This is a genomic window from Curtobacterium sp. 458, assembly GCF_030406605.1.
Lineage (GTDB): Bacteria > Actinomycetota > Actinomycetes > Actinomycetales > Microbacteriaceae > Curtobacterium.
Genome location: NZ_CP129104.1, coordinates 1,179,365 through 1,190,810 on the forward strand (window position 1 = coordinate 1,179,365; position 11,446 = coordinate 1,190,810).

The 11,446-nt window shown below is 70.0% G+C and carries 12 protein-coding genes; all 12 read right to left on the reverse strand.

The window, feature by feature from the left end; genetic code table 11:
* Positions 1–135: 135 nt before the first annotated feature.
* Positions 136–618 (reverse strand): hypothetical protein, encoded by a 483-nt coding sequence (locus tag QPJ90_RS05885; RefSeq protein WP_290133530.1) that lies wholly within the window; start codon positions 616–618, stop codon positions 136–138.
* A 647-nt stretch (positions 619–1,265) separates the two neighbouring features.
* Entirely contained in the window at positions 1,266–1,505 is a 240-nt protein-coding gene (locus QPJ90_RS05890; protein ID WP_290133531.1) for a hypothetical protein, read from the reverse strand.
* Between the two features lie 575 nt (positions 1,506–2,080).
* Positions 2,081–3,022, reverse strand: a complete 942-nt coding sequence (locus tag QPJ90_RS05895; RefSeq protein ID WP_290133532.1) for a hypothetical protein — start codon at positions 3,020–3,022, stop codon at positions 2,081–2,083.
* On the reverse strand, positions 3,019–4,053 hold the full coding sequence (locus QPJ90_RS05900) for a hypothetical protein (RefSeq protein WP_290133533.1): 1,035 nt from the start codon (positions 4,051–4,053) through the stop codon (positions 3,019–3,021). Before QPJ90_RS05900 ends, QPJ90_RS05895 begins: the two co-directional genes overlap by 4 nt.
* Positions 4,050–7,496 (reverse strand): hypothetical protein, encoded by a 3,447-nt coding sequence (locus QPJ90_RS05905; RefSeq protein ID WP_290133534.1) that lies wholly within the window; start codon positions 7,494–7,496, stop codon positions 4,050–4,052. The genes QPJ90_RS05900 and QPJ90_RS05905 overlap by 4 nt, the downstream gene beginning before the upstream one ends.
* A gap of 31 nt (positions 7,497–7,527) precedes the next feature.
* A complete protein-coding gene (locus tag QPJ90_RS05910) occupies positions 7,528–7,836 on the reverse strand; it encodes a hypothetical protein (protein ID WP_290133535.1) in 309 nt (102 codons plus the stop codon).
* The gene (locus QPJ90_RS05915; RefSeq protein WP_290133536.1) at positions 7,829–8,320 is read right to left on the reverse strand and encodes a WXG100 family type VII secretion target; all 492 of its coding nucleotides are present in this window, start codon (positions 8,318–8,320) and stop codon (positions 7,829–7,831) included. Before QPJ90_RS05915 ends, QPJ90_RS05910 begins: the two co-directional genes overlap by 8 nt.
* A 101-nt stretch (positions 8,321–8,421) precedes the next feature.
* The gene (locus QPJ90_RS05920; RefSeq protein ID WP_022903345.1) at positions 8,422–8,712 is read right to left on the reverse strand and encodes a WXG100 family type VII secretion target; all 291 of its coding nucleotides are present in this window, start codon (positions 8,710–8,712) and stop codon (positions 8,422–8,424) included.
* A gap of 129 nt (positions 8,713–8,841) precedes the next feature.
* Positions 8,842–9,171, reverse strand: coding sequence for a hypothetical protein (locus tag QPJ90_RS05925; protein WP_290133537.1), 330 nt, complete (start codon positions 9,169–9,171; stop codon positions 8,842–8,844).
* 1 nt (position 9,172) lies between these two features.
* Positions 9,173–9,958 (reverse strand): hypothetical protein, encoded by a 786-nt coding sequence (locus tag QPJ90_RS05930; protein WP_290133538.1) that lies wholly within the window; start codon positions 9,956–9,958, stop codon positions 9,173–9,175.
* A 68-nt stretch (positions 9,959–10,026) separates the two neighbouring features.
* Positions 10,027–10,524 (reverse strand): hypothetical protein, encoded by a 498-nt coding sequence (locus QPJ90_RS05935; RefSeq protein ID WP_290133539.1) that lies wholly within the window; start codon positions 10,522–10,524, stop codon positions 10,027–10,029.
* A 318-nt stretch (positions 10,525–10,842) separates the two neighbouring features.
* A complete protein-coding gene (locus QPJ90_RS05940) occupies positions 10,843–11,403 on the reverse strand; it encodes an FHA domain-containing protein (RefSeq protein WP_290133540.1) in 561 nt (186 codons plus the stop codon).
* Positions 11,404–11,446 lie beyond the last annotated feature (43 nt).

An 11,446-nucleotide genomic window follows, 5' to 3' on the forward strand; every position in this document is an offset into this window, starting at 1 on the left:
GGGTCCCCTCGTCGTCGCGTCCTACTGTCCCCAGGCTAGGTGCTCGTCGGCCGAGGTGGTCTCGATCGCTCCGGGGTTGCAGTGCTCCGAGCGGTTCACTGCTCGATGAACTCGGCACTGGATCCTCGCTCTGAGCTACTCGCCGAGGACGGTGCGGACCGCTCCGGCCTCGAAGCTGCGCACGTACGCGAGTTCACGGCCGGCTCGCTCGATGATGCCGCGGTCGTATCCGTCGTCCGCCCTGGCGCCGAGCCTGCCGTCGGAGAAGACCCGGAAGACGTCAGACCCGTTCCACGCGGAGTACGGCTCGGCGATCTCGACGTCCTGCTCCTCCACCGAGGCGATCGACCGGGCGACGCGGGACCCGACGAGTTCGTCCTCGCCGCGCGGGGCTCGCAACGGCCACACGAACTCGTCTCCGGCGCGTTCCGGCAGCGGGGACACCGTCTGGATGAAGAGCGGGACTCGGTCGTCACCGAGGACCGCCGCGTTCGAGCCGTCGACCGGCCGCCATCGACCGTTCACGCACGCGTACCGGCCTCGGAGGATCTCGGTCGGCCCCGCGGGCGTGATCATCATCCTGTACGGAGCGATCTGCCCGATTTCCGATCGCGCCACCCAGAAGGCTGTCCGACCCCGGTAGAACGCGTCGAACGGCGCGTCGATGATGCGTCGACCGCGACCAGCGAGGGGCGATGTGTCCGCTACGGTCACCCAGCAGTCGTCGCCTTGAGACCACAACACGTCTACGGGCTCGTCCGACACGTACCCGAGTCCTCGTCGCCATTCGACCGGACCTTCGACTTCCTCACCGCTGACCGCGGTCCAGAGCACCTGCGAGGGGACGGTCCTCGACGGATGCGGGTCGAGGTCGACGAGCTGCACTCCGTCGTGCGTGACCAGGCCGAACGCGCTCTGCGGGGCATCCCAGTCAGATCGGAACTCCGTGACCCTCAGGCCGCTGAGCCCTGTCAGGCTGCTGATCTGGTGCTGGAACACGCCGGATCGTTCATCGGAGGGGACCACACCGACCGTCCGCAACCAGTCAGGATCTCCGAATCCACTGATGGTGAGGCGGTCGGCGACTGCTCGAACCGACACCTTGACACCGTGCCACCAGGCCTCCACGTCACGTTGCACCAGCGCCGGCGGGCGTCTGGAGGCCAGTGCTTGAGAGATCTCTCCTTGGAGCAGCCGGTCGTTCGATGCAGAGTAGGGGCGACGCACCGTCAGTTGCTGGTCGATCGTGTTCTCGAGGTGCATCCTCAGGGGAGCACCTTCCATCTCGATGTCGCGAGGTCGTACCGAGCCAGGACTTCCTGGGTCCCGTTCGGCATGTACCGCCAGATCTCCGCACCGTCACGGAGCGTCAGGTCGCGTCCGAGCACCTCCGGCGCGTACGAGCCGGAGTGCCCGGCCCAGCCGTTTCCTCGGAACGGGTTCGCCCGGTCGAGTGCGCTCTCCACGTCGCGGAGCTCGTACTTCCCGTACTGCTTCGTCTGCATCGCACCCCGGTAGAGCGCCTCCCGTTGGGCAGGAGTGGCCTGGTCCCATGTCTGTCTGTCGATTCCGCTCAGAGCGTTCGCGTCAGCTTGCTGGAACCAGGTTCCTGCGTCTTGGAACACCATGTCCTTCCGGAGCACTCCGGCGGTGTTCGTCGTCTCGAACCGGACCGCGTACAAGCGCATCGAGCGCGTCGAACGATGACGTCATCCGAGGACACGCGAGCCCTTCTCTGCCAGAACGTGAACGATGCAACCGGTGCGGTCCGTCGTGGCGGATGAGGAGAACTCCGCTGGTTCGTCGCTCAGGCGCAGCGTCATCGCAGGTCCTCGAAGGTCGCCGCCGGCCGTTGGCGTCTTCAACCGACTCGAGGTCGTTCTGGTGGTCACGGCGCGCAGAGGGGCCCACGAGTCGAGAGACAGCTCGAAGCCCCCGAAGGCATCGCGTGGCTCGATGCCCGGAACGGGCAGGTCTCGGGCACACCCTGACGGCCACGTTCCCGAGGAACGCCCGAACGTCCGTCTCCGGCGCGGTCAACTGCGATCGCACATATGGCACCACTGCCCCTCGGTCCCCGTCAGACGTGGACGGGCGCTCCTGGCCACCCCGGGAGCTGCACCTGCTCGGTTCGCCCGATGTCGAGGAGCTCGCCGGGCAGATCAGCCTCGTACACACCGCGGTCGACCTTCGTAAGGCCGAGCCCTTCGAGGATCCGGACGTCGTGCGACAGACTGACGGCCTCGAGTGTCTCCCTGCCGCTCGCTGCGGCGCGACGGCCGGTGACTCGGAACTCCAGGCCATCGAACGGCACCCGGACGTCGAGTTCGAAGTACTCGTCGATGGCATCGGGATCGAGTCGAGCCGAACGCCACCCGTCGACACCCGGGACGAAGGACGCCGGCGCATCCTGGTCGCGCGTGACGACGTCGACGTATCCGTCGTCTGCCAGGTCCGCCAGGTAGACGGAACCCCACGCTCTGGCGAGCCCTCCGTTGAACCGGCTGAGGTCCCGTCGATGCGGAGGACGCGCGGCCTCGAGGTCGTCCCGAAACACCCAACCAACGGCGGCTCCTCCGTAGCGGGCGAGCACCTCGACGGGGCGGCCGTCGCGGTGACGGGCCAACTCCGTGCCGACGGGTGGTCGGTGAGTGGGTACCCAGTAGAGCGGAACGCTCCCGAACGAGGTGTTGACGAACCCTGTTCCCGTGAACGGCGGGTGCTCGATGAACGTGCCACCGTTCCGTTGTGCCGACTCGGCGTCGTCTCCCCCGATCGCCCGCTCGATCGAGAGGTTCGAGTTCGCCGGGAAACGGAGGACGTCGAGTACCTCGACCGGCTCGCCGAAGGGCGAGCCGGGAAAGCGCAATGAGTGCGACTCGATGAGGTCCACCAAAGAAGGAGCGGCGGGCAACGCATCGACGGGGACGACGTATCCGGCCACGCGCTCGTAGCCGAGCTCGTAGATCGCCGCCGACATCGCCGGGGTCAGTGCTTTCTCGACGATTGCACGATCGCTCAACGGTCAGCCTCCGAATCGATGACGTCGTCTTTCAGCATACGAGAGCAGATCACCGCGAGAGGCTCTTGCGGCGAGGATCTGATGTCAGTCGAGGTCGTCGAGCCCTTCACGTCGCGGAGATCGACCCATCGGACGAACGCGGTGGTCGGGGCGCTCCCGCGCGACCGGAACGCGAATCCGTCGGACGCTCGTTCCGGAAGTGGATCGGTTGATCGGACCCGGATCCCGGAGGTCGACCAGGGCCACAGTGAGCGCTCGACCTCGACGACTACGTCCCCGACACGAGCCTGGATGCGAGGCTCGGACTTGCACTGCACAGCCGTCCGCGGCACCGCGATCGGGAAGCCCGGGCGCTGCGAACCGGTCGCCGGCCGGGGGACTTCAGGGAAGGACGGGTCGAGCGCGACGAGCGGCTCGGAGCGATCGCCGGACAGCGGGTACGCACCTCCGTCGATCTCGACCCACGATCCGACCGGCGTGGGAGGCGGTACGGCGCCGAACCAGCTCGTGGTCACCGAGGAGCGGACATCGAGGGCGGGTTCCTCCACCCAGGAGACCCAGTTCCCGAGGCGGTCGAGGCGGATCGATCCGGTCGGAGCCGGTCTCGTCCCTCGCACGAGGGCTTCTTGTCCGTGGCGTGCGATGACCTCAACCGGCTCCGCGTGATCGAGGAGATCAGCGATGTCGAGGCTGCTGCTGAATACGTGGGGGAGTCCCGGCAGGTGCTCCCCGATCTCCGTCAGGGAGATCGTCACGTCGGACGGATGACGGGTGCTGACACGTGCGCGGACGCCGAGCAGATCGTGGACGGTGTCGCTCAGAGCGACGACGAAGGCACCGCTGCGGTCGACGAGCTCGGCACCTGCCCGCTCGACGTCAGCGGGCGAAGCCGACCCCCGGCCTTCGAGTCGACCGTTGAGGTCGACGACCTCGACGAGTAACCCCCGCCACCATCCGGTCACCGTCGAATGAGCCTCGGAGCCGTCCGCGAGCGTGAAACTCTGCGATCGGTGCGTTGCCCTCGCGGTCACCAGACCTGCTGCCATTCACCCGAGGTCGCCGACGTCCGGCGGAAGACAGCGAGGACGCGGTCGGGCTCCCCGACGCGCCTGATGGTGATCGTCGCTCCGTCGCGGAGGTAGGGCAGTCCCGTGCCTGGCGTGCCGTCGGTGCCACGGGGAGTGAACTCACGAGTGGCCCAGTCGTCGACCCCGGCCCAACCGTTGCCGCGGTACGGATTCGTCGTTGCGGTCGCTTCAGCACCGTTCTGCGGGAACGGTGCAAGCGCGTCTGTCATCCGGCCGTCGAGGTGCTGCCGCCAACCGTCTGGCTGAGCGCCCTCGGCGGTCTGGTACAGCCCGGTGTCCCTGTACTCCTGTTCCAGGAGTGCCCCCCGTTCGGTGGCGGGGAGGTCGTCCCAGTCATCGTGACGCGAAGCGACGTCTTGCGCGATCTGCAGCGGCTCGTCCTCGGAGCGGAACGCAGGGGCGGAGCCCGTGTCCACGCGCTGATCGAGGAGGAACACCGGCTGATCCGGTGTGCCCGAGTAGGGCGTCCCTCGGTAGTTCAAGCCGAGCGCGTCGCGGAAGCGATCGGCGGCGAGGTCCCCGGAGTCCGCGCTGCGAGCATGGAAGCCACGAGACTGCACCGGCGGACCGTACGGGGAGCTCTGCACAGACGTGCGAACACCGTTCTCGGTGCGGTCGTACACCCCCAACGTCTCATCGTCGAAGCGCTCGGACAGCACAGCACGGACGTCCTTCGGGTCCATCACCTTCCTGACCTGCTCTCCGGGCTCGATGAACCGGTCCAGATCGTTGCGCGTGAGGAGCCGGTCGATCTCGTCCCGTGTGTAGGACGTGATGTGCCGAGTGCGGAGGTCGTCCCCACCGCCGTGGTTTTCTCCGCTCTGCTCCCCGGCTTCCGGACGCGTGACGCTTGCGGGGGCTTCGTCGGTCTGCGCGGGGGTTCCGTCGGTCTGCGCGGGGGTTCCGTCGGCTGCGGCCTCGGGACGGGTCGCTGACGAAGTGTGCGCTTCCGGCCGGAGAACGGCGGGGTGCGACGCCACCGCGGTGCCGGCCGCTGCCGCGCCCGCTGCGTGCTCGGGCGATACGTGCTCGGCGGGCCCGGACGCATCGCTGTGCGCCGAGGTAGTGTGCTCCGCATCAGACGATCGAGCCGGGCCCGATGACGTGTCGTGTGCTTGGCTCGGCTGGTCCGTTCCCGGAGTGCGACCGTGTTCGGTCCCGGGGGAGGACCCGCCGAGGACGTGCGCCTCGGCCGCGTGGATGTCGGTAGCGGTCGGAGCCTGGGCGTGGTCCAGGTCCGAGCGGACGGTGGCCGCTTCGTGCGTCGTCCCGGTCTGGTGCGACGCCGTGGTGGCGACCTCGTGGTGTGCCGCGTCCGAGTGCCCCTGCACCTCGCTGGTGCCGGCGTGCTCGGGAGCGCTCGTGGCCGCGGCGCCCTCGGTGCGCACCGGAGCGTCGGCGTGGCTCGCGGGTGCATCCACCTGCGCGTCACGGGCGTCGACGTGTGCGGGGGCGTCGGAGTGCGTTGCGTGTTCGGCGTGCACGGACGTTTCGGTGTGAGCCGGAGCATCGACCTGGGGGCCGGGTGTGTCCGCACGCGCGGCCGGCGCGTCCGCGTGCGCAGCCGGAGCGTCGGCGTGCGTCGTCGGAGGACCCGTGTGCGCGGCGGCCTCGGTACGGACGGGGCCGTCTGTGTGCGCCGCAGCGTCGCTGTGCGCACCACCGCTGAGGTCGTGTGCCCGCGTGTCCACGTGGTCGACGTTCGTCACGACGTTCTCGCCGCCCGCGTGCGTCGTCGAGCCGCCCGCGTGTGCTGCACCCGTGACGACGGGGGTCTGGGACCCGTCGACGTTCGGCCGGTCACCGGCGTGCGCACCGGTCGGCGAGCCGTGGGCAGCGGCGCCGCTCACGACGGGCGCGTCGGTGTGCGCCGTCGGTGCCGGACCACTGGCCGTCGTCGCGGCGACGTCGACATCGGTCGCGGACGTGACGCCAGTGACATCGACCTCGACGTCGACGTCACCGACGTGCGTGTCCACGTCGATGTTCGTGGCCGCGCCGGTGTCCGAGGAGCCGTGCCCCGACGAAGCGCCGGTGGACCCGCCGCCGGCGTGCACGTGGTGTGCCTCGACGGCGCCGTGGCCGCCGTCGAACGCCGCACCACCGACGGTCCCGAACACGAGGGACTGGATGACGTTGAAGTCCTGCCCGTTGACCTTCGCGGTCACGTAGTCACCGCCGACGCCGGAGGCCGCGCCCGTCACGGCACCGCGTCCGGTCGAGACCGCGACGTGTGTGAACGTCGAACGTGTCGCCGCGGCTTCGCGTCCGGTCCGCCCGACCAGCCCCAGCCCGCCGCCGATGGTGCCACCGACCGCGCCGCCGAGCAGCGCGCCCTGCCAGCCCTCGGAGAACGACTTGCCCTCGACGAGGATGTTGCTGAAGCCCTGCGAGACGACACCGGTCGCCATGCCCTTGAACGTCTCGCCGGCGATGCGGGCGAATCGGGATCCGCGGCCGACGGCCTGGAACAGCCGGACGCCGTTCTCGATGGCCTCGCGGGGGATGCGCGACAGGGTGATGAGTCGCTGGATGACCTCGGCGATCCGCACGACGAACCGCATGACGGTCGCCGAGGTCGCGGCAGCACCGACGACCGCGGAGGCTCCGAACGTGAAGAAGCTCAGTGCGATGCTGACACCGACCTCGACGCCCACCGCGATGGCGAGCTCCTTGACGATGTCCATGATCTCGTTGCGGGCGGTGACCGTCTGGTCGATCAGCGCATCGAGGGCTTCGACCGCCGCGCCGGCCGCGGTGGACATCTGGCCGAGCGTCGTCACGACGGACGACCGTGCGGAGGACATCGACGCCCACTGCGGGATGTCGGAGGAACTCGCGACGGCGAGCGATGCAGCGACGCTGCTCTTGATCGACTGGAGCTGGTCGTCGTACGCCTTCCAGGCGGAGACCGCGGTGCCCATCTTGTCGGTGTCGGCGAGGGGGAGGTGGAGCCCCATCGACGCGAGTGCTTCCTCGACCCAGCCCTGGAACTCACCGAGTGCGCCGGGCCACCCCTCGCCCATCGCTGTCGGCACGGAGGTGTCGAGGCTGACCTCGTGCGTCGGGATCGAGATGCCGCCGTCGCTGTCCTGCAGGGCGCCGGCGAGTTCGGCGCGCTTGTACGCCTGCCCGGTCGCACCCATGATCGAGTCGAAGGCCGCGAGCGCCGTGGCGACGCCCTCGCTGGCCTCTCCCGCCTGCTTCGCGATGCTGTCGTAGGAGTCGATCCACTCCTTCGACGCCTCGTCCGGACCAGCCATCCCGCCGGACCCGGAGAGCACGCTCTGGAGTGACGTCCACGCCGTCGACAGGTCGTGCGACGCGGTCGCCATGTCGTTGCCGTCGCGGGCGATGCCGAAGGCGTCGAGCCGTACGTCGGTCATGCGGTGGGGTCCCCTCGTCCGTCGCCGCGGGTCATGCGAGCTGCGCGCTGAAGTCGGTCCAGGCCGTGTTGAGCGCGTCGATGGTCTGTTGGTACGCCTGGAGCACGAGCTGCGAGTGCTGCGTCAGGCCGTCGGCCGCTTCGGCGAGCGTGGTCGCCTGCGCCGACCACTGCTGGAAGACGGCCTGGAACGACGCCATGGCCGCGCCCTGCCACTCGGCGGGCAGCACCGCGGCGAACGACTGCGCGCCCTGCTGGAGCAGGAGGCAGTACTCGTGCAGCTGGGTCATCGACTGCACGAGCTGGGTGAGGGTGGCGATGTCCGCCTGCTGCTCACTCATCGCCGGCTCCGGTCTGCAGCGTCGCCGTCGCGTCCACGGCGGCGACCCGTCGGGTCCGTCGCGATTCGTCGGCGTTGCCGTTGCCGCCGGTCACGCCACCCGCCACGGCGACGTTGCCGCCGACCGGTGCGTCCGGTGTGCTCGTCGTACCCTCGGTCCCCTCGATGCGGCGCACCGGGACGACCTGCTTGTTCTCGAGGAAGTTGCCCGAGAGCCCGGTCTCGTTGAGCTCGTAGGAGACGCCCGCTTGACGGAGTCGTTCGGCGAGGTCGCGGAGCGTCGCCGCGAGCGCAGCGGCACCGGCCTGGAAGTCGGTCCACGACTTCTGGAACGTCGCGGCGTCCTCGCCCTTCCAGAGCACGTCGACGACGCTCTGCACGTGCGAGTTCGTCGACCCCACCTGCGACTCGAACGTCGTGACGACGGACTGCAACGTCTGTGCCACCTGTCCGAGCGTCTCGGTGCGGACTCGGTACTGCGCCATGTTCTCCCCCGTGGATCGGCCGTCGTGCGACCGGTGGTGAGCCGGTCAGCGGCTGGAGCGGATGGGACCGGGCAGTCCGCGGCGGGACTGCCCGGGCCGGATCAGCGGAACGTGCCCGAGATCGAGTTCTCCGACTCCTCGTACGACAGCGCTGCGCGCGAGAGCAGCTGGCTGATGCCGGCGAGCGACTCCTTCAGCTGCACGGCCGACTGGTCCCACTGCTGGTAGAGGTCCTGGAAAGACGACGACGCCGCGCCCGACCAGTCGCCGCCGACGAGGCCGTCGACGAGCGACTTGAGGTTCTGCAGCTGCGACTCGATGGACTGCGAGCCCGACTGCAGCTGGTTCGAGACGCCCGAGAGCGACTCCGAAGTGACGCGGATGTCCGCCATGGTTCCCTCCAAGAAACACACGTGTCCCTGGGGTCGATCATCGACCTACCCCCCGATGAGTGCCCACCCCCGTCCGGGGGCCGACCGGAGCAGCATAACCGATGCTGCACCCTGCAACGAAAGTATTCGTCACCAACCCGGCTGTCCGGTGCATGCCCGACCCAGGAGGTCGACGCCGTGCTCGGGGTGGGTGACCGCGGCCCACAGCGCCCGCGCATCCTGCGCGTCCAGTGCGCGGTCGACCTCCGCGAAGAAGACCGGGGCCGCCGTCACCCAGCGTGTGAGGCCCTCGTCGAGTGCGAGCGCCCGCGCATCCTCGGTGATCGCGCGGAGACGCTCGACCGCGGCGCTGACCGGTCGGAACCCGTCCGCACCCTGCGCACCGACGGCGCCGGTGAGGACCTCCATCACCGGGCCGCGGTAGCGGCTGCAGAGCTCGGTGGCGTCGACGTCGGTCACCTCAGACCCCCGTCTTGCCGTCGAACACCGCGATACCGGAGTTCGTCCGGAAGAACTCGCCCTGGTCGAGCATGGTCGCCGAGCGGGAGTTCGGCAGCCCGCGCCGCGTGGCCTGCGCCCGGAGCGTCCGGTCCAGCCGGTCTGCGTCGGCGTCCGAGTAGTAGACGTCCCCGATGATCTGGATCGCCCCGAAGTCCGGCGCACCGCTGCGTGCCCAGAGCTTCACCCAGCGACGGAACTGCTGCGGTCGTGCCCGCTGCCGCATCGCCGGGCCGTCCTGGAGCGCGACCGTGAGGTAGTGGTTCGCCGACCCGACCGCCTGTGTCCACCGCTCGGCGAAGCCCTTGATCCCACCGGACCGCGCGTACCGGTCGGCACGTGCCTGGTCGTACACGGTGTAGACCGCGGGGATGTCGTCCCAGCTGATCAGCCCGAGCAGCGGGACCTCGACGCCGGCGTCGGAGATCGTGATGCCGCGGTCCGGGTCGCCGAGCGTCTGCGCCAGGCGGTTGCGACGGAAGCGCAGGACGGCGAAGAAGTAGAAGGCTGCGACGATCGTGACGCCGTGCGCGATGATGATCGGCCCGAGACGACCGAGCAGGCTCGTGATGACCTCGAGCGCGACGACGACGACCACGGTGCCGACGAGGGTCAGCCGTTCGCGTCGCACGACGGACGCCCAGCGCGCGGGATCCGGCTTCACGGTCAGCGGGTCGAGCCCGGTCGGTTCGCCCCCGGTCAGCCCGCCGGTCGGTACGCCCGGGTCCATCGGCTCGTTCACGTTCATCGGATCGCAGCCCCTCGTCGTCGGAATCCGCGCAGCAGCCTACAGGCGAGCGGACGATGCTCCCGAGGTCAGGACACGAACGGGTTGCCGGTCGTGTTCGTCGGCCGATCCGGCGCGACCCCGTCGACGGTGACGCCGCTGAGCATGCTCGCGTACTCCGCGAAGTCGGCAGCGCCGAACGACTCGACAGCATGGATGCCGCGGGCCTGGGCCTGGACCAGGACTGCTGCCGTGATCCGGTTCGTGTCCCGCGGCGAGAGGACCGTGTCGAGGCCGAGGACGTACTGTGCGAACGCGGGACCGTGAACGTTCGGGAACGTGTCGAAGCCCTTCACCCAGCGCTGGTCGACGACGCGCGAGCGGAGCGCAGGAGCATCCTCGAGCAGGAACCACAGGTGGCGCGTGGCCCCGCCGTTCCCACCAGCCCAACGGTCGGCCGCCCCTGCCAGACCCGGCCGCGTCCGACGCCGAGCTGCCTGCGCCGACTCGTCGACCGCGAACACCGCTCGGACCTCCGGCCAGCCGATCTGCGGGACGAGTGGCGTGTGGAGTCCGGCGTTGGACACCCCGAGCAGCAGTCCTGGCTGCCCTCCGGCGGAGCGGAGCAGGGCGAGGCGCCGCCGGAGGGCACGATGCCGAGGATCGCACCGACGACGAAGAGCAGCGCAGCGAGGACGATCGGGCCGGTCCGGCCCCAGGCGACGGCGCCCACGAGCACGGTGGCGGTGGCGACGAGCAGCAGCACACCCCCACGGAGGTCCCGCGCCGCGATGCGACGGAAGCGTTCGGCGTCGTGCTGGACCTCGAAGCGTCCGTCCTGCGCGAAGAAGCTCCGCCAGCTCTCCCGCGTCGCGTCGTCCGTCAGCACGCCCCCACCGGACCCGTCACCGGACCCGAGCCCCCACCGATCCGAACCACAGCTCGTCGCCCGGCACGAGCTCGACGGCGAGCCCCTCCGGGCACCGGTCCTCCCGGTCGCCACGGCGCAGCACGGTGCCGTTCCCGGACCCCCGGTCGACGATGCGCAGCCCTCCCGTGCCGAACTGCAGGGTCGCGTGCACGCGGGACATCGAACGGTCCGGGTCGTCGACGGTGAAGGCACGGGCTCCCTCACGCGCGGCGATCTCGTCGGGCCGTCGCCCGACCAGGATCGTGCCCTCCTCGACGAGGAGCGTCTGGCCCGTGGTGAACACCAACTGCGGGAGGGTGCCGGAGGGCTGCGGCGCGGCGGGCGCGCGCTGTGCCTCCAGGCCGGTGGTCGGGACCGGCCCCGGACGTGCCGGCGGTGGCGGGACGGCCGCGGAGGGTCGCGACGGGACGTCCTCGGTGTCGCCGACGGCGACCGGCGTGGAGCGTCGACCACCCGTCGCGAGCTGCCCGCACGCCAGGCAGAACATGCTGTTGGGGCGCAGCTCGGCCCCGCAGTACGAGCAGCGTGCAGCCATGCGGACCACCCTACGTGGCCCGGGAGGCACGGATCACCGCGCG

Coding starts and splice junctions, on each gene's coding strand:
- QPJ90_RS05890 (WP_290133531.1), bottom strand. CDS start 1,505: ATGCAGACGAAGCAGTACGGGAAGTACGAGCTCCGCGACGTGGAGAGC.
- QPJ90_RS05905 (WP_290133534.1), bottom strand. CDS start 7,496: ATGACCGACGTACGGCTCGACGCCTTCGGCATCGCCCGCGACGGCAAC.
- QPJ90_RS05910 (WP_290133535.1), bottom strand. CDS start 7,836: ATGAGTGAGCAGCAGGCGGACATCGCCACCCTCACCCAGCTCGTGCAG.
- QPJ90_RS05915 (WP_290133536.1), bottom strand. CDS start 8,320: ATGGCGCAGTACCGAGTCCGCACCGAGACGCTCGGACAGGTGGCACAG.
- QPJ90_RS05920 (WP_022903345.1), bottom strand. CDS start 8,712: ATGGCGGACATCCGCGTCACTTCGGAGTCGCTCTCGGGCGTCTCGAAC.
- QPJ90_RS05930 (WP_290133538.1), bottom strand. CDS start 9,958: ATGAACGTGAACGAGCCGATGGACCCGGGCGTACCGACCGGCGGGCTG.
- QPJ90_RS05940 (WP_290133540.1), bottom strand. CDS start 11,403: ATGGCTGCACGCTGCTCGTACTGCGGGGCCGAGCTGCGCCCCAACAGC.